We start from the raw sequence: 22,520 nt of genomic DNA, 5'->3' as shown, positions 1-22,520 counted from the left end.
CGACTCGACTGGCTTGAACGCCAAAGCCCGACCAACTCGATCAGTCGGCCAGGAACTCTCCCGTTGGAAATAGCGGCACTCCGGCGAGACATTAACGAGGCGCAGATGTTCATTAGCCGCCTACAACGCCGCTACCTGCCGGACAACGGAGACGGCCACACAACCCGACCCGAGCGGCCCCAAGCCCGCTGAGGTCGATCAGCTTGGCCCGAACTGAACCTTGCGTGTGGACTCAATCATCACATCGACGGCGACCTCGGCAAGTCGATCGGGATCGGCCCCTCCTAGCGCATCGCTGTCCGACATCGCGCGGCTGATCTCGGCGATGAGGTAGGCACGAATGTCAGCCGGTTTGCGCGCTGCTTCCTGTTGGACAAGACGGCTTAACCAGCCGTCCCAGTCGTGTATGGCCTCACTCATGCGCGCACATTAACACGGCAGCTCAAGGGCAACGTTTCCGTAGACTGAACCGGATAGCCCTAGTCCACGTCGGAATAGTTGATCGGGCCGCCCCTTGCTTTCCTTTGGGATGCGCTAGAAACAAAATTACCTAGTTCGATCTTGTCGATAATGGCCCGCTTGGCGCATGCCCCGGCGCAAAATACGTGCGGCATGAGCAAACCACCCGATCGACCCGGATCGATCATCGGATTCCGTTCCGGCGTTAACTACAACTATGTCGCAGTCTGTCTTGGCGACAACCGTTGGCGCACAACGGCGCGCGTCGTGCGCACTGACAACAGCGAGCCGATTGACCGGTTCAGGTGGAATCCCGTCAACAAGGTCGAATCTTGGACGGACCTGATCACGCGAACGAATTTGTTTTACGTTTTCACTCAATGGGGTCAGGCGCCTGCGGTTCCGGAAACGTACCTCGCCGTGGTGCGCTTCCGCCTCAAGAGATCGAAGGATTGGGACGCCGCGGTCCATATCGGCTCGGGCTCTTGGTACTCCACGGTCGCCGACACTGACGAAGACGGCGTGCGTAACCTCGACGCCCCGGCTATCAACAGCTTCGATGACATCGTCAAAAACAGCACCAGAATCGACCTCGCACGGCGCTGGAAGCCGCTGGCGGACGTGGGCTTGCCGCCCTACCGGCCTACTCCCTGGGGAGAAGCACGGCCGTGATGTCGCGGTACGCTAATCAACCTTGCCGAAAGGCAAATCGGCGAAGAACGTGACCAGTTCGGCACTGACTTCCCCGGCCCGTTCCTCCTGAAGCCAGTGCCCGGCGCCGTCGAGAATGACCTCGCGGTACGGGCCGGTGACCACCTCTGCGGTGCGGTCACGTGGCGTGAAACCCTGCGTCGGGTCATTGGTGCCGAGGATGCATAACGTTGGTACGCCAATGGTGGCGGTTACAGGGTTGGCCAGGATCTGCCAATTCCGATCGAAGTTGCGGTACCAATTCAGGGCTCCGGTGAATCCGGTGCGAGCGAATTCGGTTACGTAGTAATTAAACTCGTCGGCGCTGAGCCAGGGCGGTATCGCGCCCGGTTCAGGCAAGCGCTCGATGAATCCCGTCGGCCCGGGAGCGATCATGCGCATCGCGACATCTGGGTCGGCAAGCGCTCGCAGGTCAAAGCTGATGATCCGACGCAACGCTTGAGCAGGATCCTGATTCAGCTCGGCGTCAGCGACGCCTGGTTGCTGAAAATAGAGCATGTATAAAAAGCTGTCGCCCACCATCTTGCGGAATGCCTGCGTCGGCGGTCGCCTCCCACGCGGCGCTGGGGGAAAGTTCAACCCCACCACGCCGGCGACCCGATCGGGATGCAGACGCCCCGCAGCCCAGACGACCATGGCGCCCAAATCGTGGCCCACCCACACCGCGCGCTGCGCGCCCACGTCATCGAGCAGGCCGACCAAGCCGCCGGTCAGCGCGACAACGTCATAGGCATCCGCTGCCGCCGGGCACGACGACCCGCCGTAACCACGCTGATCAGGCGCGAGCACGTGGTAACCCGCATCCGCCAACGCTGGCAACACATGACGCCACGAATATCCCAGACTCGGGAAGCCATGCGCCAGCAACACCACCGGAGCCCCACGGTCGCCAGCCTCGGTCACACGGAGGCGCACACCATTGACATCAACCAGCCGGTCCTTCATCAAGCAGCCCTTCCCGGAACGAAAACTGACAAGCACCAAATTCTCCGAGCAAGCCGACAGTCGTTGTACAGCAACATCTTTCGTGATATCTTATTGACGATGGAGCATCTCACGCTCGAGATGCCATCCTGTACCTGCGCTCAAGTCGATTTAACCTAAACGCGTCGTGAGGTAGGCCGCGACTTCGCCGACGCGTTCGTCGAGATAGAAATGGCAACCAGAAAAAGTGGTCACCTCAAACTGCCCGTCGGTGTGCGCCCGCCATCGGTGAGCCTGCTCGACCGTGACCGTGGGATCGGCGTCACCGAGCAGCACCGACATCGGACACCGCAGCCGCTCCCCTGGCTCGAAGACGTAGGTCTCCACGGCGCGATAGTCCGCACGCAGCGGTGGCAGCACCAGCTCTGCAAGCTCCGGCTCGTCGCGCAGCACCGCCACTGAGGCCGGATCATTAGCGAGACGTTCCAGGTCGGCGAGCAGGTCCGCATCCGAGCCCGCATGCAATCGACCCGAGTACGGCGCGTCCGGAGCGATCCGCCCGGACGCGAACAACCAAAGCGGGTCGCGGTCGTGGCGCTGTAGTCGTCGGGCGACCTCAAACGCAACCGTTGCCCCCATGCTGTGCCCGAAAAGCGCCAGATTCGGCGCCGCACCCCAACTCAGCAAGTCAGCGGTGACATGCTCGGCCAGCTCAGTGATATCCGTGATGGACGGATCCCCCAGCCGATCCTGCCGACCGGGATACTGCACGGCGTACACCGCAATCCCCCGCGAGACCTGCTGTGCCAGCGCCCGAAATGCCCCTGCCGATCCCCCGCCGGGTGGAAAACACACCAGGACCACGCGTGCACCTTGCCCCGCCCGCAAGGCCCGCAACCATGTCGTGCCTGCAACCGGCATATCCGTCTCCTTCTGCGACCGGGAGGTCTCGAAGATCTTATGTTGCACCCGATCGAAAACGGATATTGGCGGACGTGGGGTCGTCGACGTCATCTGCCTCGATGAAACCCCCAATGTCATGCACGACGTACGGGTGCACCCCGAGGGCCTGCCCGAAGCTGCGGCCCAAGTGGAATTTCGGCAGCTCGCTCTTTACGAGCAGTGAGCACTCGGCGCGGCTTATAGCCCAAGGTCGTGGCCGTTGTCGCGGTCGTCGCTGCGGGTGTCGGCGAGGTATTGCTGTATCCAGCGGTTTTGTTGGGCTCGCTCGGCGACAAGCTGGTCGATCCAAACACGTTGCGCCGCAAGGCGTCGAGCGCGGGCACGGGCTTGTTGGGCCACAGCGCGCGCGACACGGTCGGGCAGTTGGTGGAAGTCGGTTTGAGCGGCGACTTGGTGGACGGTTTGGGGGCGATTGTCACGGCAGGCGATGGCGCGGACAAGCGCGACCGCCTGGTGGCTGTCGCCGCGGCGCGTCTGGTGGACACCGGGGGTGGGGTCGGCGTGTTCGTGGTCGCCTTCTCCGGCGACGCGCTCGTAGACGTGGACGCGGTTAAGGTCGCGGCCTCGGGTGAGCCCGACGTAGAGGGTGTTGCGATCGGTGGTGGCGCGCACAATCGGGTAGGAGGTGTCGGCGGTAACGCCTTGGGCGGACTGCAACGTGACGGCGTAGCCATGCTGGACGTGCGCGCGCAGGTAGTCGGCGCCGAACACGGTCACAGCGTTGTCACCGAGGCGGCGAGCCGCGATACGGGGGCGCTGTTCACGAGTGTCGATGGCCTCGACGACCCAGCGTTGTCCGTTGCGGACTTGGGGGCCGGGCTTGGTGGTGTCGAGGCGACCGCGATGATCTCGTGCGGCCCACACGTTGATACGTGCATCGTTTCCACGGGTGACCACGATGTCGCCGACGCCGATCTGGTGATCGCGTGCCCCGGTGACGGTTTCGGCGTCGTCGGCGACACGGTCGGCGTGGATCTGTTTGTTGAGTGCGTCGCAGAGTTCCCAACTGTCGGGGATGAGGAGGGCGTCTTTACCCGCGGCGATGTCGGCGCGGTAGGCCTGCAGGGCGTCGTTGGCGATGGTGACTGGGTCACCGCAGCGCAGCCGATCGTGGCGGCGGTACCACTCGAGGGCGCGCCGAAGCGGTCGGGGACCGCCGTTGCGCAACGCCTGCGACGCGACGCGCTCTTCAGGGTCGCGCATTCGCCACACTTCCGAGAGACGTTGCGACCATGGCAGGTCCGCGCATAACTGCTCGAACATTCCGCCACGTTTGCGCACCGGTGCGAGCTGGTAAGCGTCGCCGACAAGCAGGACTTTCGTCCCGGCCATGGTGGTGAACGTGAGCAGATCCCGCAGTTGGTTGTTGCCAACGAGTCCGGCTTCGTCGACCACTATGACGGTGCGTGGAGTCAGCGCTAGGCGGCCCTCGCGGAGCTCGATGAGCACCTTGTCCACGGTGTAGCCGGCATCGCCGGCGCAGTCGTTGATGGCGACGTCGACAGCGCGTCCGTGCGGGGCAACCACCACGACGGTGCGGCCCGCACGGTGCGCGGCCCGGCGTAGCGCTTTGAGGCAATGGGTCTTGCCCGCCCCAGCGGGCGCGGCCAGCGGCTGCACCAGCCAGGGCGATCCCGCCATCGCCGTCACGACCCGGTTTTGGTTGGCGGACAACCCCTCTGTGTCCGCCTGGGTGACGCGCAGATCAGCGCGGTCATCGCGCTGATCCACCAGCCCGAGCAGCTCGATTTCTTCGGCGAGGATCAAGTCGATGGTGTAGCGCTCATGGCCTTCGCGGTGATGGGCTTGGCGCGGTGCGCTGACCCGCATCGCGATCTCATCGACTGCGGCTTCGATCTGTTCGCGCGGTGACCGGTCGTCTCCATCGACCTCGACGGGCAGTTGCGCACCGATGATTTCCACGAGATCTGCACGAGTGAACGCCGCTTTATCGATGCCCGCAGCGATGTCAGCGATGCGCCGCCGATCGAAGGTGACCGTCGCTGCACGACGCTGGGTGCGGGCTCGTCGTTGAGCGTCGATGTCGAGGCGATAGCCACGCGGATCGGCTCGCCATTGCTGTCGTAGTTCAGCCCAGGACATGCCTTCTGGTTTGCGTGGTCGGGTCGCTTTTTGCGCGATCGCTAGCTGCCCCTGGGTGGGCCCGTCGATCAGGATGAGGTTGCCCTCGGCCCACTCGCGCAGTTGGGTGCTACGCCGGGAGTGCGCCTTGATCACCTCGGGGTCGATCCCGACGAGCTCGGCCATACCGGTGTGCGGGTCGATCAGGCTCCACTCTGCGCCCAGGGATTGGGCCAATGCCCGGCGCAGGGTGGCCTGATAGATCACCCCGCCCGCCTTGGATTCGTGCCACAGCGAGTCGGTGTCCACAGCGCCAAGCTTGCCGTCCGTGCGGGGCTGTTTGTTGGGCACGATGACGTGGGTGTGCAGGTGCGGATCACCCGCGCGAGAGGTCTCGTGTTGATAGGCCGCGGCAACCACTCCGGGCAGGCGCTGCAGGTCTTTTCTGCCGGTGCGGTTGTTGTGCACGCGGGTATATCCAGCGTGTTGGTGAACGTATTCCATGGCTTCGCGCACGCCGCTGTTGTGCGCGTCCAGTACCGCCTTCTGCACGACGTCATCGCCGAACGCCCGCAACAAACTCACACTCTTCGGCGCGCAAAACGTCATATCGATTCCGTGGTTGTCACTCTCGGCGAACCGCCGACCACAGCACCCATTGGGCGCAATACCGCCGTCAAGCCAACGCTGCACCACGTCCAAATCGGCCAGCCCGCCCGCGCGTTGCTCGTCGGATAAACCCACCAGCGCAGCGGCACTGCGGGCATCACCAGCTACCAGCCACACCGGCGCTCGGGTGTCGTGTTCGGAGTAGTACTCCCCCAGACCTCCATTGGCGGCCACCGCGTCTTTGGCCGCCTGGCCCGCCTCACGCGCCGTGCGGTTGTAGTAATCGATCGACCACAACTTCAGCGGCGAACACGTGAGCATCTGCCACCGCCTCCCATCGCCGTTTCGGCCGTCCTACCGCGCCGAGGTTGGGTACACGAAAGTGTGCCCAACCTCATTGTTGCACAAACTGTGCAAATGTGCCCGGCACTCCAACTGCTAGGATAGAAAGGTGGCGGGGATGGCTAACGGAAGCACTATGAAGGGGCGAGAAAGAAGCACTCCCCGACGGGAGAGCGATGGATGAAGACCTGGTGGCGGTCGAACGCCACATCGAGGAATGCGGTGCCAGATTGTCGACGCCGGACCGGCGCTGGATCCTGGCCGCGCTCGCGCCAACAGCCCTTGGATGGCCATCAACCGACACCGGATGAGATCGTGCTGCTTGTCGAGTTCACAGCCGGTGAGATCACCCTCGAGCAATACAAATCGTGCGTCCTTGACCGACCCGGTGCACATCACCAGCCGGGCCGGATCTGATCGAGCTGGGGTGACTATGCGCTACCTACCGGAGCAACCGCGATCCCCACAACGGCGTCGCTTTGGGCAACGAGATCCGAAGCGGGCCGCGACAGATTTTCGCGCCATGCTCGGCGATTACCGAGCTACCCAACCTAAACCCTGCGGACCCGATTGCAGCGCGCTACGCACAATCATCTCAGGGCCCCCTCCGGCGTTGACATCTTGCACTGTTGGGCATCCACAATGGACGCCTCATTCACGGCTTGAATCTGTTGCCGGGCGGCCCAACACCCCGCCGCCATACGTCGATGCTGATCCAGAGAACCTTCGTCGGTGCGCGTGCACGCTGACGCTTGTGCGTGCCGACGAAGAATCAGAAAGTGCGCGACAACTGTGACGGACAGGGACCAAGGATTCGACACGTTCGCAGAAGACGTCATAACGTCATGGGGCGCACCCGATTTCGGATTCGACCAGCTTGTTGCCGGCATTAGGGCGCTCTGCCGAACGAAACTCAAATTCCCAGCGGCCTGGCCTCAACACCGCCGAGACGCGTTCCTCACTGCCCACGCCGATGCGACCGCCAGTGAATTTGCGACCCTGCTCGACGATCTCACCGATACCGCTGTCGAGCGCTACGGACGCGACCACTACTGCCTCCCCGACACCCAAACCCTCAGCGAACTCATCTGGGCTGCGCGATCGGCCGCCCTCCTCGATGTCGAGCTCGGCATCGCAGACAAAGTACCAGAGCAGATCTCAAGCGCCGCAGCAGCTGACACTCGGCACGGTGAGACAAGCATGACCGCATGTGGCCCGGGCCAACGGCCACCGACAACCGCCCTACGTCTCCAGCCTCGTCGCGGTCGCAACCGACCGTGAAGGCCAACACGGCCATCACGAGCCGCACTTGTCCGGTATCGGCTGTTGTCAGTGCACGAAACGAGACTTAAGGACATGACCGACTGGCATGACATAGTTGCCCCCGCCGTGAAGCGGCTGCCGGTGCGCGGTGAACACATCAGCGCACACCCACGATCCGCGCCATCAAATTGCGCAGCCCACACCGTAGCTAATCCCTGGCAGCAATGGTGGGCCTACGCGCGCGCGACCGCTCGAACCGCCTACGACAACCCGGCTGTGGCCTCACCGCGCATTGCGGTTTTCGGCCCTGTCCTAGACCCCGACGAAATTGCAATGCTGAGCACCCAAGCCACCTATAGCCGCTTCTACGGCGGGGACGGAAGCTACCAACACTCTAATCTGTTCGTCATCGGCCGCCCCACCGTCATGATCGCTGCGATGGCCGGCAATGCCATCCTCAATTCCCGCCGCAAAGCCCACGCCCTCAAAGCCGCAACCCCGTGCTGGCGGTCGCAGCAGCCCTGTCAGATCATCGCCACCAACCGCCGACTGCTATGCCACATCGCTGTTCACGGCTGGATCAGCTTCTACTACGACGCGATTGCCGAGTTTTGCCCCGACCTGTACGCCTGGACTCTGACACTGGGCTTCGACGACCGCTGCGCCCCGCTGCGGCTCTCCGGACCACCGATGCCCGCACTCTCACTGTGGGTCGCCATCGGCGTCGAAGGCGCCCGCTGGCACACAGACCCCCGCCTCAGACCGCTGCTCACCTGACACCGGCGCTCGCACGCAACCCGGCTCCCCCATCATTTTTGGCGATACCGCGTTTGATCGACCTACTCAGTTCGTGCTGGCCAGGACGGGTTTTTGGGTCGCTGAATTTACAATGGCCAAAAGTGTACACACACCGGTTTACGGTTGTCCCATGATGAGTCTCGACAAACTCAGCGCCGAACACGGGTACGAGTTTCTCGCCAGCCACATCGATGCGCCGGTGACCGAAAAGCGCTGCTCCACAACGCCGGACGACGACAACACCCAAAAAGAGCCGCGCGGGCAGTGGATGGGTCGCGGACTGTCCGCGCTCAGCGAGCCGACCTCATGCACCCCAAACACTGACTTCGAAAAAGCATTGTGGCGTGTCGAGACCGGTTCGTACGTCAGTGAAGGCCAAATAAGAGCTCTTTTCGAATCGTGCCTGCACCCCAATGCAGACGAAATCGTGGCGCACTTGATCTCGCAGGGAGTCGGAGAAAATGCTGCCAAATCTGTTGTCCGCCTGGGCCGTCCGCTCCGTGTCAACGCAACCTCGATCGAACTGCGTCGACGTCTTGCGGCAGCCTATCGTGATCACAACATCAACCAGGGTCTGCGCCCAAGCGCCCCGATCGATGATGAGAGCCGCGCTCAGATCCGAAACACCATTGGGCACCAGACATTTATCGAGCTCTACGGGCGTGGTCCTACCGATGACCACGAACTGCGCCAGTTCATCGCCCGCGGTATACGAGGAGTGCCCACGTCAGTGGCGGGTTACGCCCTCACCTTTAGCCCAGTCAAGAGTGTTTCGGTGCTGTGGGCACTGGCACCGCTTGAGATTGCGCACACAATCGAGCTGTGCCACAACCAGGCCGTGGCCGACGCGTTGGACTACCTCCAAGACAATGCCGCACTCACACGCGTCGGCTCTCACGGTGCCACTCAAGTCAACACCGACGGCTTCCTCGCCGCACAGTTTGTCCAACACGGAAGGCGTGCAGAAGATCCCAACCTCTGCAACCTCGTCGCAGTGAGCAACAAGGTACGCGCGGTAGGCGCCAACGGCATCCCGCGCTGGCTTGCCCTCGATGGACAGCACCTTTACAAACAAAACGTCGCAGCCTCCGAGCTCTACAACACTCGTATCGAAGCGCACCTCATCGACACACTGGGGCTCTCGTTCGCCGAACGGGCCGCCACCGAGCGCGGCAGGCGTCCAGTTCGCGAAATCACCGGCATATCAGCCGATTTATGCAAACTGTTGTCCTCACGCCGAAACAAGATCAAACCCCGCTACGACGAGCTAGCCACCCGCTTCCAACTCGAACACGACCGAGAACCAACACAATCCGAGGAATTTGACCTATCGCAACGCGCAGCTTTCGAGACGCGCGGAGCCAGACCAAGACCATGCTCGCAAGCGCAGTCACGCAGCCGGTGGCGCAGTCAAGCCACCGCACACCTCGGCGGACAAGCCAATCTGGACGCAATGTTGGCAGAAGTACTCACAAAAGCCGAACAGCAGACATCCCTGATCACACCAGAATGGATACAGGAACAAGCCACCGCCGTGATCGAAACTGTCTCCAAATCACGCGCGACCTGGCAGCGCAACCACGTGTTCGCCGAAGCCCAAAGACGCGTTCGCGCAGAAGGAGTGGGCCTCGATCCCCAGATCGCGGTCGCTATCACCGACACCGCACTCCAAGATACCCACGACATTGAGCGTCCACGATCAGGACACGAAAGTCCTTGAACTACAAGATATTAGACCGACCGCACCCTCGCCGCCAGCCTCCGAAAGTCGTACCGTCGCGTAACGAGTCACAGCGGCGGGCATAATGGGCCTCAGTCCAGCCGCCCACGGTTTGCGCCGCGCATCCTGGTTGTGCCTACGGCTGCCGAAGTCGAGCGCGTCACGAGAAAGCCCGGCTGATCGCGCCCTCGACCATCTCATGCGTCACAGTCTGGCCGTCGGTCAACCACCCTGCGACCTCACAGACAGCAGGCCACAGTGGTGTCAGCTCGGTGATCCAAGCCTCCTCCCACGGGCGATATGTGAGGGCGAACTCGCCGTGCAGGTCGTGTTCAGAGAACTGGTTGACGTGGTTCACGTAGAAGATGCGGTCGCCGCTGTCATGATGCCGCCAGACATACGCCAGCGCTTGCGCGAGGTCCGCGTGACCGTAGATCTCGTTCTCAAGTAACCACCTCGCCTCGGCCCACGGACCGGTAAAAGTGACGAAAGCACGGTTCTCATCGGCGGTCTGGTGCTCGGTGGCACCGTGGACAGCGGGCTCACCCGACCACTGGGCTGGCGCCAGGGATGATTGGACCAGGGTCCCACCTCTGGCTACGACCGCGACCGCGTGCCCGGCCTCGTGATGTGAGTCGCGCGCTCTGGCTAGGGTCTCAGGGGTCCAGTTCACTCGCGGCGTCGCCTTTCGTCATGTTGTTCGAAGGCCCGAATCGAGCGAGCACTGGTCAGCCTCGTCGCCCGGTTTCTCAAGACCCTCGAATAATTCGAACATGTTCTCTCGACTCCCACCGCGTCGGGCCGGCAGCTAATGCGTCTCACTCATGAATTAGACCTTCGAGGAGATACGTCTGATCAGGCGAAGACAGTTCGATCCACTGCTGTCGGTTGCGCTGGATTGGGTGCACGGTAGTGGGAAGTCGGTCGAGGACGTCACGGAGATCGCTACGTGTAGCTGTCGAGGAATATCTGATCCAGTCCGTGGCGTCACCCCATCTCTCTAGTTCAATGAGGCTGTGACCCAGTGTATCTGGTGGTTTAGAGCACAGAACCCAGATGAAGGGCGCGAAGTAAATCTCGGCGAACACATCATAGACTTGGCGCTGGCCGAGCACTTGAAGCATCGAGTATGCGCTTGCAATGCGACACAGCGGTTTCACTGCCCGCGCCACCCGCAGTTGGAGGCCTGGCGGGAGGCGGATCTGGGTGTCGTCCTTCAGAAGTCCGGTGAGGAACTCTTCATGCATTAAGTTCATTGAAGGCGCGAGGGCGACCATTCCGTGCAGCACTGACCGTGCAACACGACCGGGTGCCACGTGCACGGAAGGAACACCATAGGGGTGGCTGGGCTGCGCAAATCCGCGACGGTTGAGTCGGTCGATTAGGCTGACACGGTTCGCGAGCTCTCCGTATGCGTCGTCGTACCGACTTGCCAGGCCGTTGCACGGTTCGCATATCGTCCGCAGCCACAGCCCGCCTTCTCGAGGCGAATCGTGACACATCACGTTGTCGACGATGTAGGGGCGCATCCGTATTACCCGGTTTCCAACGTTGCCAGCGCATTTCGGCGGTATGTGGGCTTTCGTCAGATCAGTCGATCGTCGACACAGCTGACACAGAATTCCTTGTTGCGGAGTCCCGCCCACGTAGTTGCGGTGTGCCACGCCTTAAGGCTATCGGTAAGGGATGCCATTGCTGCTCTCAGCGCACTCGCGTATCAGTTGCAGGTCTGCCCGCATTTGGGCTACCGGAGCACGATTCCGAGGTGTAAAGCCCGCTCTTCAAATCGGGTCAACAGCTCCGCGGTAACACCCGCGGCACGAAATTGCTCGAACAGCTCAGGGAGATCGTAACCGAGAAATGACGATGTCGTGTTCGACAACAGGTGAATGATTAGACGTGCAAAATCATTCGGAGCGTGTCGAATCCGCTCCTCAGAGAGCCGATGGACGAGCAGAGTCGGCTCGCTGAATCCCGCGGGATGCCGTAAGGCCAACTCCACAGCCTCACTTGCTGAGTCGGTCAGATAGACGGCCCAGCCCGCCATCGCCGACGCTTCATCGAAGTTCATCTTTCGTGGGACGCTGACCAACCGATTACTCCAAAACTTCTTGATCCATCGATTCCATTGCTGTTCAACGTCATCTGCAGACATCACCGCGAGCTCCGACGAGATCCGATTCACCCACGACACTCTCGCGTTGAGGTCGCAGATGCGCACGAAACGGGAAACCCAGACGCCTGGGTCGATACCCGACCTCAAAGCGATGCCGGCGCATAGGCCAAAGAGACTGTCCCAGTAGCGCTTCTGGAGATCGTGATAATGGCCTACGGCGGTGAGGATAGAGTTCAGCATTCCTGCCTCAAGGAGGCGGTCTGTGACGGTACCCCCGGATAAAAGCCCCGTCCAGGCACGGTTCGCGCGCGCGGGTAGGTCCCACGAGAAGAGGGGCAGCACATGTTGCTCACACCAACTAGGATCAAGCTGGTACAGCCAGTCCGTTACGCGCCCGAAGATCACCTGGATGGCTGCGCTTCGACTGTCGCCCGCCCATAGCATTGATCCGAACCGAGCGGCGAGATCGGGAGGCAATCCGCCCCCCGCCGTGTCAGATTGGTTTTCCAATACCCGGAGCCAAAATATGCCGAGTTGACCGGCCGGATCGTTCAACGCGGTGAACATCCAGTCCTCGCTTCCGGGCTCAAAAGAAGTCGCTTCAATCGCGTCCCAGCACTTGTTCGCAAGCTGTTGGCTGTTGGGCACTGATGCCCAATCTGTCCGCGGAACATCGTTATTGCTAGCCGGCATCAACATCAACGCCACATCGTCGACAGCACCCTTCAGTTCGAGATTGAGGAGGGCCAAGACGATTCGTTCAGCGGTAGGGCCATCGACGGCGCACTGCGACCACGCCCGTGCCACCGCGCCAATCACGGCTGACCTAAGGTGTTCTTCGACGCCCCCGACCACATCCAATAAGGCGAATCCAAGTGCGGGATCGCCTCGGACAATTCCCGTGAGTTGCGCGGCGCTTTCGCGCCATGTGTACCGCCGTATTTGCGGCTCTTGTTCGGCTTGGGCTTGCACTGCTCTTAGGGCAGCGATGGGGTCAGTTCGTACCAGACCCTGCAGTTCCTCAGCCGTTGGCGCCAATGGCTGGCCTGAGCTCGGCTCGCTCGCCCGCGCCGCGAATCGCCGTAGATCCTCATGCCGCTCAAGCAACGTCGCGATCGCCTGGTCGGCCATCTGTTGAAGTGAATTGTGTTCTCGCAACGCGTGCAGAAACCGGAATGCCCGACGAGCGCTGTATTCCCCGTCACCGGCGCCTGCGACCAGTCTCTCGATGAAGCCCTCGACTGCCGCAACCTCTGCGTCGCACGCCTGCGCAACAAGCGGACCGACCTCGGCCTCGTAAGAATATTCCAGCATCCAGGACAGTGTGCTAAGCCATTCAATTTTTCGCGTTGCTACGACGTCCCTCCGGTACCTCCATCCATGCAGCGCCAAACGCCGCAACAACGGGACGTCAGAATCAGCCCATGCGGCCAATTGGGATTCAGCTCTCGAACTTTCGGTGTCAAGCACGGATTCGATGCCATCACGGGCAAAATCGACCAACATAGCCAACGAGTCGCGGTAGTCCCACTCGCCTATCGATGCGATGGGCCCGCGTACCAGGGCCAGTTCGCTAACCGTATTGGGTCCGTTGGCAAGGCTGATGTCGCGTTGAGCCCGCCTCAACTGCTGGTCGACAACTGCCAACAGATCAAACGCCACCCCCGGAAAGAAGGGCTTGAATAGGTCATCCCAAGCCGCTCGAAGCCAATGATCGTCCCCGCGTACACGAACCTCAAAATGGGATCCGCCCATTACGTATGGGGCGACCCGAAGCTGAGGCTCGGTGAGGTAGGCAAAGAGCGCCACCGCTACCGCGCTCTTACCCGGCATTGCCGACTTCGACAGCAGCACTTGAAGATAAGGCTCATCTTCAGGGGCGTCGCGGATCAGAAGCACAGTCCAACTGAGCATTGTCTCCGGCACTGGCTGCCCCCGTGAGACTCGGCTGAGCTGACGCGCTATCGCATCCCAGAGTTCTGCGCCCACATGACCGCCAGCAGCACGACAGACGGCTAGCGCGTAGTCAGACGTCTCCGCCGTCACATACGTTCGGGCGAACCAGGTGGCCAGTTGCCGGGAGACTATCGTCGCGCCGGCTTTCTTATCGAACAGCTGCCGAAAATCTGGGCGCTCAGCTATCCATTCAAGCCACTCTTGTCCCCGCGCGTGGTCGCAGAAGAATTCGACCGATTTCTCGTCAGTGACAGTGGCTTCTACGTACGATCGTTGTTCAGCCGATAAGTCCTGCGGCCGAACGGAAGTCACGATGCCTTCGATCTGGCGTCGTCGGTCGAGCAATCCGCTGCGAGATTGGCTCGCCCACTTCTTGACCGCCTCATACAGCGCACGATGATCGCTGGCGGGCGAGTATCCAATCGGAATAATGTTGAGCTGATTCCAGTCGCTCGAGTCAGGCTTGTCCGTCACGATGTACCGACGCTTAGCTTGCGGGCCAAGCCCACGAGCCAGATACTTCATAATCACGTCGTCGTGGCTGTAGCCAATGAACAGCACGGGGTAGGTAGCAAACATTCGCTCCAGGAATCGCGCGGCCCAGGCCTCGGTCAGGTAGGCGATGCCAAAATCTCTGGCCGTGATGATGAGCTTGCGCGGCGCCGAATTCTCCTCCTGCAGAGCAAGTGCCCCGTGCAGATAGACGAGCCCATCGAAATCGTTTCCGACCGGTAAAGCCGGGGCGACGTACTCGCTTACCGACCTCCCAAGTGCGGAGGACAGGTGGCGATCGTAGTTCGTGGTCACGATGCGCACGCAGGTGCTGCTCGCGAGATCAGCAATCGCGCGGTGCAGTCCATTGGGGGCTGACGCCGCTGGGCTCAATAGCTTCGATGCGCGTAGATGGACGTCAACGTCATAGTCCTGATCAACCTTGTCCAAGACCTCATCGAGCGCCTGACCATCTAAGCTACCGATGATCGGGCCCAATTCGCTTTCGTCCCTGATGGTCTCAGCGAGTCGCCAAAATCCGGGCAAGTTCGATGGCGCGCCGATCGAAGCACCGGCCCCTACAAAAAGGACCAGTTCACCCTTCTGCTGGGCCTCCACGAGCTCGTGGGGAATCTCTACTTCACCAAACCACGCCACCGTCAGCCCTACCACTTTGCCCAGTTGCTGTGCGCTGCAGACTGAGGTTTATTGCGATGACCATGAGGTCGAACCTTGTGATCGAAACGCGCCTACGCAACCAGCATCCGCAGGAAATGCAGTCGCCCGTTTCACTTCAATGCTGCACCGTCGGTGCAGCATTTCGCGGTAACCCCCCGGCGTGTCGCTGGCGCGTCCTGAGACCGCGGTTGTGCAGGTTCAAACGGGTTCGATGCTCGGCGTTTCACACACCTCTTGAGCCGTGAGGCGTCATGATGACGTTGGAGTCTTTACCGAGGGGAGGTGGCCAAGTGGCCTTGCCGGAAGCTTTTACTCAGACTGCTTATCTGGTGTGCGCGAGAGCCAACGCCATCGGACACGGCGAACTCGGGTCGCGAGACCGCACCGCGACAAATATCTTCTTGCTGGTATCAACCCTCCTAAGCGCCGTCGCCGCCGCGGGCGTACTAACGGATTTCTGCAGCAAAACCGTGGTGGGCTTAATATCACTAGCGGCAACTCTTGCAACGTTGATGGCGATTGCTTGCTTGCAGATGATGAAGGCGGATCAACACCTCCGGTTGCAAGCCGAATACGAAGCCCTCTACCTGAAACTGTTGGAATGCGGTTCGCCGTACAACCATGGTTTCCCGGACCCATCGTGGGAAGAGCGCTTCAGGCTATGCCGGGAGGAATTTCAGCGCATCGTCGTGGCTGCGGGCAGCGACAAGGCGTCAATTAAAGACCGACAAGCGAAGGAGTACCGAAAGAGGGCCGAAGTGTCAACGTCGGGTGAATCTGTACCCCTTTGCGTCGGTTGAAAGTGGACCCCGCTCCTAGGTTTCTTTGGTGGTTGTGGCCGCGGGGACGCGGCCGAGGTCTCGGTCCTTTAGTCGGTAGCTGTCTCCTTTCATTGAGAGGACCTCGGCGTGGTGGACAAGGCGGTCGATCATGGCTGCGGCGACGACGTCGTCGCCGAAGACTTCACCCCAGCGACCGAAGGGCTTGTTCGACGTGACGATCAGACTGGCGCGTTCGTAGCGGGCTGAGATCAACTGGAAGAACAGATTGGCCGCTTCGGGTTCGAACGGGATGTAGCCGACTTCGTCGATGATCAACAGCGGCACGCGGCCGAGTTTGATCAGTTCGTCTTGGAGTCGGTCGCCATGGTGGGCCGCGGCGAGACGGTCGACCCATTGGGCGGCGGTGGCGAACGCGACGCGGTGCCCGGCCTGGCAGGCTCGGATGCCGATTCCGATCGACAAGTGCGTCTTACCGGTCCCGGGCGGTCCGAGGAAGACGACGTTCTGTTTGGAGGCGATGAAGTCCAGGGTGCCCAGGTGCGCAATCTGATCGCGTTTGAGGGATCGTTGATAGTCGAAGTCGAACTCCTCCAATGCCTTTCGTGCTGGGAACCGGGCTGCACGGATCCTGCCCTCACCACCGTGGGACTCGCGGGCGGCGACCTCGCGTTGCAGACACGCCGCCAGGAACTCCTCATGGGTCCAACTCTCGGCGCGGGCCCGCTCAGCCAACCGCGCAATCGCATCACCCAGCGAGGGCGCCTTGAGGGCGCGGGTCAGAAACGCCAGCTCGGCGGTGATGTCGCGGCTAGAGGTCGAGGTGCGTTTGGTGGTCACGAGGCGGCCTCCTCGCCCAGACCCAGGATGCGGTCGTAGTCAGACAGATCCCGGTAGGCCACCGCGTCGTCAGCAGGCGCGCTCGCCGTCAGCCGGTGCCGGGTCCGCAGCTGTGCGGCTGCCTCGATGTGGGCGGGGTCGCTGATCGTCTGATGCGCCGCCCAACACCTCCGATGGACGGCGACCAGAACCGAGTCACACTGCACCCACACCATATTCAGATCCGCGCTGACGCTGACTTTGCGGCCGATCACCGACGGGTGCACCGAGTAGTCATTGGTACCCAGGCGCACGTAATGATCGCGCCCCAACCGCACCGTGGTGGCCCAGCCCACCGCCGGCGCTGTGGGCGGCAACTCCAGCATCGCTGCGGCATCAGCATCCCAGCGATCGGCCGGCCGACAGCCCAGCCTGCGATGAGTACGGGAGGTGGCACCGACTAACCACGTGGTGAGTCGGTCGTTGAAGTCCGCCGGAGAGTCGAACGACCGCCCCGGCAGAAACGAGGTCTCCAAGTAGCCGTTGGCCAGCTCCACCAGACCCTTGGCCTCCGGGTCGGCGGGCCGGCACAACACCACCTTGATGCCCAGCACCCCGCGGAAGGCGTTCATCGCCGAGGTGAGTTCGGGCTTACCACCCCGCCACTTACCGACCGCAGACTCGTTGTCCCACACCAATGCTCGCGGGACAACACCCCAACCGCACAACAGTTCCCAATGCCCGCACAACAGATCCGGTGACTGCCGCGACGGCAGCATCTTCGCGGTGATCACTCGCGAGTATCCACTGACCATCACCAGCACCGGGGGCCGGCCAAACTGACCACACCCCAGCGGGATGTCCACCGGCGGAAACCACAGATCGCACTGCGCCAACTCACCGGCCACATACTGGGTTCGCCCCGACGGGTCTGGCGGCAGATACAGCGGCCGCAGCTCACGGATCCGGTCCTTCAAAATCGTGATCCCATACCCCCAGCCGACCCGCTCAGCGATCACCGTGGCCGGCATCCTCGGATAGGCCCGCAACAACTCACGGATCTGCGGCTCGACCGCGTCGACCTTCGAACCACGCGGCAACCGCTCATACTTCGGTGGCCCCTCAGCCGCCAACGCTCGCCGGACCGTATTGCGGCCCACACCCATCACCCGGGCAATCGCCTTGATCGGCATCCCCTCCGACCGGTGCAACCGGCGGATCTCAGCCCAATCCTCCACTGACATCACTTCCTCAGCATCAACGGAGGGGGTCCAAATTCACCCGACGATCAGGGGTCAGTCTTCACCCGACGCCGACACGAAGAACAGCTTAAGTCTATTGCGAGAACCGCTAGCGACGTCATAGGACCAATAAATTCTGATTCAGAACATGTTTCGAAAGAAGCGGAAGAAATACAGGCCAGCGCCAAAGAAGCAGCCCTAACTAAGCGGCGACTCCGCCTCTAGCCAACAAAAAAAGGTTCGGTGACTGTCGAGATGCAAGGAACATTGACAAGACACGCCTACCTACTTTGACAAAACATCGGTGTGTCGCGAGAGCCTGTCAATCTTCGCTGCATAACGCCAGTTCAGGGGCATTTCAGCAGCCCTGCAGCGCCTTCCTCTAGGCCCGCTGAGCAGTAGAACTAGCCCGCGTCGTACGTCGTCAGACAGGCCACACCTCGCGGCGCCACGCGGCGTCCCAGAACATCCACTCGTAGCGTGCGGTGGTGGCGAAATGGGCCCGGGCGCGCGACTCGTCGGCGGCGCAAAGGGTCAGGCCAACGATGTTGGCCAGCGCCAGCACCTCGGTGACGATGGTCTGGTAATCGTCGCCGGCATAGGTGTCGATCCAGCGCTGGTAGCGCGGATCCGGCAAACCGCGCTTAACGAGCTCGGCGCCCAGTAGGAACGATCATGGCATGGCGTGGCACCGGGCCGTGTCCACCGCCGCCCGCACCGGCTGAAGAACACTAACGGTCACGGCAGTCCGGGTCGAACTCGACCGCCGCAGCGGGTGTGAGACATAACGCGCTATATCGAAGACTGTCCTGATGGGGTCTGTACCGTGACGAGATAGTGCCATCAAGTTGGAACCGCAGCTATCGCGAGTTCGTCCAAGCGTGTCGCGCCTTCAGGCCCACTGACCTCATTCCGAGGATCTCGGCTCTGTCGGCGGCGCTGGGAGAGCCTCCCTACACAGACCAGGAAAAGCTCAGGTGCCCACCTTGGGGGCTGGCCGTCGCTGCTCGTGAATCGCTTCTGCACGGCAACGAATACCGCGGCAATCTGGTGTCGGCGCGATCAATCGACGATTTGATGCGAAGGTTTTTCAATTGCGAAGCTACGCCGCACCCGGGCGACCCCGGCTTCCTTCTTTCGGTCATCACACCCCTTCTCTACGAGCAATTCCCTTGGCAGGAGTCAATATTCGAAGAGCTCGCGCGGTCGCACGCTCTGCTGGTTGAAGGACTCGACCACGTTCAGACATCTGTGATCTCGACATCGTCCCTTGCCGAACTCCTCGGTGGGATGGATCTACGTGCCGCCATCGGCGCTACATTCGTCTTGCAAGTCGGCGCCTACCAGAATGGCGGCACCTACAACCGGGCGTGGCTCAGCCAAAGCAACTTCGAGGAAGTGCTCGCGCTCTTTCCCAAAGAGACGCTGGAAGTGACGGCCAGACGGCTGACTGCCACACGCGATGACTTCAAAAAAGACTACGAGCAGAACTCTCACGGCAACAAGAAGCTTGCGCGCTACGACTACAACCCTTTGGTTCGAACTCCGTTCATCAACTTTGGGAGGGATCTTTCTTTCGCGCCAGCCCCACGCCTGATCATGCGTACCGTCACGCCGGGTGGACTCTACTATCCAGGAATTAGTAAGTACGGCAACGCTTTTGCAGACGAAATGGGCAGGTTATTCGAGCATTACATCGGCCGCAACCTGGATTTGATTGACGGAGCTGAGGTGCGCCCCGAAATAGTGTACGGGCCGAGGGGAGTCAAGAAGAGCGTCGACTGGTTCGTAGTCATGCCAGGACTGGTTCTTTTGGTTGAATGCAAACTCAAGCGCCTCGGCCTGGCAGCCCGAGCCGGCGACTCGCCGTTAGCCACGGACCTAACGAGCTCGATTGAGCGCGCGTACCGACAGCTTGAGCACTCGATTCAACAGATGGCCGCAAAGACGCCGGAGTTCAGCCACATCCCAACAGACCGGCCGATCATTGCCCTCATCGTCTCCGCGGAACCAATTTACACCGGTGCCGCCTATCTTGTTGAGCAACAACTGACTTCGATATCATCAGGCAATTTATCCGACGTTCCGGTTGCAGCGGTGAGCGCCCGGGAGGTCGAGATGCTCGTTGCCTATGGAGATGAAGCTGAACAACTCCTATTGCAGCGCGCCCACGATCGAGCGCCGGGTGATTTAATCTCGTTGCGAGATCTTCCCTCGAGCCCTGGCCGCGAAAACTTAATACTCGAAAAGTCCTGGGATTCTTATCGATTCCCATCCCCGGCGTCGCTCGACTAGCAGGGACTGCACGCGCGCACAAAGTCGGACGTCTTACCGCAACCTCGGTTCTTACCGAGCGGCGCAAGGTACGACACGCTTTCGGTTTACCGGATTCGCTACGAAGACGGCATAAACTCGCGTCACGGCGCGCGGCAATCTCGCCTGTGTCAACACAAACGGTCAAGCATCCTTCTCCGCTGATCGACAGATAGCTACGACGGACGTGAACGGGCAAGCTCCTTTGAGAGGACTGTGGAGTTGAGTGTCATTGAGTACGTGGAGGTCGAGAATTTTCGGTCAATACGGAGCGCAGAGATAACCGAGGTCGGCGATTACGTACCCCTTGTGGGACTTAACAGCAGCGGTAAGTCCAACGTCCTTCGAGCACTAAATCTGTTCTTTAACGGCTACCTGGACGAGGATCGGACGCCACTCAGCATGACCGACGACTTCAGTACCCACGCGCCGAAAGGCAAGAAGAAGCTCGTGTCGGTCACGGTCGGACTGCGACTCAACGAGAGCTTTAAAGTCAGGGGCCAGGAAGACTTCCACGGGGCCCATGGAATCAGCGACCTAATTTTCATCAAGCGAATGTGGGGCTTGGGTGTCGACAAGACAGCGACGATCGAGACGCTCTACTTCGGCCCTTCAATGAGCGAAATGGTGGAGGCGACGACCGAACATACAGCGTCAGTGTTGGCACACATTCGCGCGGTGCGTTTTGTGTATATTCCCAACCACGCTCGACCAGCCGACCTTATACGAAGCGAACTCGCTCCCCTCCAAAGCACGCTGGTGTCACGGCTCCGTTCCACGAAGGCGTACCGCGAATCATCGGTCGATGAGCTTTTCGATGAGCTAAAAGCTATGGGCGAGAGGATGTTTGGAGATGTGTCAGCAGCCGTATCTCGTGGTCTCCCCGGGCTCGGAATCCAACCTGACTTGCCTGTAGACTTTGCCGACCTTGTGTTCAATCTTGGAGTCCAAGCCAGCACTGTCGGCGATGTTGCGCGAGCGCCGGAGTTCGAGGGTTCTGGTGTGCAGTCGCTGTTACTGCTACACGTTCTGAACCTCGCAGACCGAACGCACCGAGCCAGCGGATTCGGTTGGATTCAGGCAAGTATCTGGGCGATCGAGGAACCCGAGAGCTTTCTACACGCGGGACTTCGTATCCAGTTCGCCACGGACCTTGGGAAGTACGCAGAAGACCCGAAGCGGCAGATATTTGTAACGACCCACCAGGATGAATTCGTTCGAACGTCAGAGTTTGCTTGGCTGACAACTAAAGACCCTGATACATCTCTCCAGCGAATGCCGGTGCGCGAGGCGTTGGTCGTAAGCGCAAAAGCTGCGATCTCGACCTATTCGCATCCACTCTTCACCTTCGCGAGTGACCCAATCGTCATCGTAGAGGGCGCATTTGACGACATCTACTTGCGCGCCGCTATCGAGCAAGGAAACCTCAAGCCTCGGTGGCGATTGATCTCGCCGAAGGCCGCGTTTGGTGACGACTACACCGGCGATGCCATTCATCAGTACTTGAAGTACAACAAGCAGGTTGTGGCATCCCGCCCCGATGCAGCCCCTGTTGTCGTTTTGCGTGACTGGGAGGCCAAGGACAGCGCAAAGTATGAGGCAGTGCTGGGAGTCCATCCTTACTCGGCGTGTTTTACGGCGCCAGCGGCCCTCAGCAATCCTGCACTCGGAGAATCATTCGTTGGGATCGAAAGGTTTCTACCGACCGACTTCGTCACTTCGGTGGTATCGATAACCACTCTGGGCCGAGAGACCGGCGCAGCAGACGCCCCCTACTCCATCAAGCGGCCAAAGCTAGAAGCGGCAAAAAGGCGACTCGCCAATAACGCCGAGCAAGGCGACCCAGTTGGCCCGTTCATGATCGGCCTCGCTTCATGGATTGATACAAAGATCGGCGAAATTTTGAGCGAAGTGCCCAGCAGCGCCTTCCTGTAGGCGAATCCTGAGCACGCTGACAGCCGGGATAATCAAGCAACCAGCGTCGACAGATATTGGCCGCAGGCCCCGCGATTACGGCGGCTGGACCGACACAATTACGCACTGCCTTCTGGCGCCGATAATCACCAATTACACCAACCGCGACAGGTGCAGCTGATTGGCGACGGTGATCGTCTCGGTCGGATAGCGAGGTGCACTACCGTCGGGCGGGCTAGCTGCAGCGGTCGGCCACGGATCGAATTCTAAACGCGCGCATCGGCCTCGCGGTCCGCTTTTAACGTCGAGGAGATTTCTGACCGCGCACAGGAAACAGTCAG

17 protein-coding genes are annotated in these 22,520 nt (G+C 61.0%); 7 read left to right on the top strand and 10 right to left on the bottom strand.

Annotated features, from left to right (window positions below; genetic code table 11):
- Window positions 1–198 precede the first annotated feature (198 nt).
- Window positions 199–420, bottom strand: coding sequence for a hypothetical protein (locus MNAB215_RS20620; protein ID WP_077080452.1), 222 nt, complete (start codon window positions 418–420; stop codon window positions 199–201).
- A 150-nt stretch (window positions 421–570) separates the two neighbouring features.
- On the opposite strand from MNAB215_RS20620, the gene MNAB215_RS20615 reads away from it, so the two are divergent.
- A complete protein-coding gene (locus tag MNAB215_RS20615) occupies window positions 571–1,131 on the top strand; it encodes a hypothetical protein (protein ID WP_077080451.1) in 561 nt (186 codons plus the stop codon).
- Between the two features lie 12 nt (window positions 1,132–1,143).
- Here the strand turns inward: MNAB215_RS20615 and MNAB215_RS20610 are convergent, their stop codons facing one another.
- From MNAB215_RS20610 to mobF (MNAB215_RS20600), 3 genes are all read right to left on the bottom strand, one after another.
- Window positions 1,144–2,115 carry an alpha/beta fold hydrolase gene (locus tag MNAB215_RS20610; protein WP_077080450.1) on the bottom strand — a complete coding sequence of 324 codons (972 nt, stop codon included), beginning with the start codon at window positions 2,113–2,115 and terminating at the stop codon, window positions 1,144–1,146.
- Between the two features lie 150 nt (window positions 2,116–2,265).
- The gene (locus tag MNAB215_RS20605; protein WP_077082195.1) at window positions 2,266–3,015 is read right to left on the bottom strand and encodes a thioesterase II family protein; all 750 of its coding nucleotides are present in this window, start codon (window positions 3,013–3,015) and stop codon (window positions 2,266–2,268) included.
- Window positions 3,016–3,234: 219 nt separating this feature from the next.
- On the bottom strand, window positions 3,235–6,069 hold the full coding sequence (gene mobF / locus MNAB215_RS20600) for a MobF family relaxase (protein WP_077080449.1): 2,835 nt from the start codon (window positions 6,067–6,069) through the stop codon (window positions 3,235–3,237).
- A gap of 197 nt (window positions 6,070–6,266) precedes the next feature.
- On the opposite strand from mobF (MNAB215_RS20600), the gene MNAB215_RS30575 reads away from it, so the two are divergent.
- Window positions 6,267–6,401 (top strand): hypothetical protein, encoded by a 135-nt coding sequence (locus MNAB215_RS30575; RefSeq protein WP_281253340.1) that lies wholly within the window; start codon window positions 6,267–6,269, stop codon window positions 6,399–6,401.
- A gap of 532 nt (window positions 6,402–6,933) precedes the next feature.
- Here MNAB215_RS30575 and MNAB215_RS20595 read toward each other — a convergent pair.
- Window positions 6,934–7,140 (bottom strand): hypothetical protein, encoded by a 207-nt coding sequence (locus tag MNAB215_RS20595; protein ID WP_077080448.1) that lies wholly within the window; start codon window positions 7,138–7,140, stop codon window positions 6,934–6,936.
- 546 nt (window positions 7,141–7,686) lie between these two features.
- On the opposite strand from MNAB215_RS20595, the gene MNAB215_RS29505 reads away from it, so the two are divergent.
- Window positions 7,687–8,130 (top strand): hypothetical protein, encoded by a 444-nt coding sequence (locus MNAB215_RS29505; RefSeq protein ID WP_131829149.1) that lies wholly within the window; start codon window positions 7,687–7,689, stop codon window positions 8,128–8,130.
- A 151-nt stretch (window positions 8,131–8,281) separates the two neighbouring features.
- Complete coding sequence (gene mobF, locus MNAB215_RS20585; RefSeq protein ID WP_077080447.1) at window positions 8,282–9,871, top strand: MobF family relaxase; 1,590 nt, start codon at window positions 8,282–8,284, stop codon at window positions 9,869–9,871.
- A gap of 160 nt (window positions 9,872–10,031) precedes the next feature.
- On the opposite strand, the gene MNAB215_RS20580 is transcribed toward mobF (MNAB215_RS20585), so the two are convergent.
- Both MNAB215_RS20580 and MNAB215_RS20570 read right to left on the bottom strand, forming a co-directional pair.
- The gene (locus MNAB215_RS20580; protein WP_077080446.1) at window positions 10,032–10,544 is read right to left on the bottom strand and encodes a hypothetical protein; all 513 of its coding nucleotides are present in this window, start codon (window positions 10,542–10,544) and stop codon (window positions 10,032–10,034) included.
- A 1,071-nt stretch (window positions 10,545–11,615) separates the two neighbouring features.
- Window positions 11,616–15,107 carry an SIR2 family protein gene (locus MNAB215_RS20570; RefSeq protein WP_083746183.1) on the bottom strand — a complete coding sequence of 1,164 codons (3,492 nt, stop codon included), beginning with the start codon at window positions 15,105–15,107 and terminating at the stop codon, window positions 11,616–11,618.
- 296 nt (window positions 15,108–15,403) lie between these two features.
- Between MNAB215_RS20570 and MNAB215_RS20565 the strand changes: the two genes are divergently transcribed.
- A complete protein-coding gene (locus MNAB215_RS20565; protein ID WP_131829147.1) occupies window positions 15,404–15,913 on the top strand; it encodes a hypothetical protein in 510 nt (169 codons plus the stop codon).
- A 15-nt stretch (window positions 15,914–15,928) separates the two neighbouring features.
- Here MNAB215_RS20565 and istB read toward each other — a convergent pair whose 3' ends face one another.
- The 3 genes from istB to MNAB215_RS20550 form a co-directional block, all read right to left on the bottom strand.
- Window positions 15,929–16,732 carry an IS21-like element helper ATPase IstB gene (gene istB, locus MNAB215_RS20560; RefSeq protein WP_077079381.1) on the bottom strand — a complete coding sequence of 268 codons (804 nt, stop codon included), beginning with the start codon at window positions 16,730–16,732 and terminating at the stop codon, window positions 15,929–15,931.
- A complete protein-coding gene (istA, locus tag MNAB215_RS20555; RefSeq protein WP_077080442.1) occupies window positions 16,729–17,958 on the bottom strand; it encodes an IS21 family transposase in 1,230 nt (409 codons plus the stop codon). Before istA ends, istB begins: the two co-directional genes overlap by 4 nt.
- Window positions 17,959–18,376: 418 nt before the next feature.
- Window positions 18,377–18,589, bottom strand: coding sequence for a thiaminase II/PqqC family protein (locus MNAB215_RS20550; protein WP_077080441.1), 213 nt, complete (start codon window positions 18,587–18,589; stop codon window positions 18,377–18,379).
- 200 nt (window positions 18,590–18,789) lie between these two features.
- Between MNAB215_RS20550 and MNAB215_RS20545 the strand changes: the two genes are divergently transcribed.
- The gene (locus MNAB215_RS20545) at window positions 18,790–20,247 is read left to right on the top strand and encodes a hypothetical protein (RefSeq protein WP_131829146.1); all 1,458 of its coding nucleotides are present in this window, start codon (window positions 18,790–18,792) and stop codon (window positions 20,245–20,247) included.
- A gap of 240 nt (window positions 20,248–20,487) precedes the next feature.
- Window positions 20,488–22,200, top strand: coding sequence for an ATP-dependent nuclease (locus MNAB215_RS20540; protein WP_165691595.1), 1,713 nt, complete (start codon window positions 20,488–20,490; stop codon window positions 22,198–22,200).
- The last annotated feature ends 320 nt before the right edge of the window (window positions 22,201–22,520 follow it).

Origin of the sequence: Mycobacterium numidiamassiliense (assembly GCF_900157365.1) — a bacterium.
In the GTDB taxonomy this organism is placed as follows: Bacteria; Actinomycetota; Actinomycetes; order Mycobacteriales; family Mycobacteriaceae; genus Mycobacterium; species Mycobacterium numidiamassiliense.
Note: the sequence above shows the minus strand (reverse complement) of the source record. Positions and strands in the feature narration are given on the sequence as shown.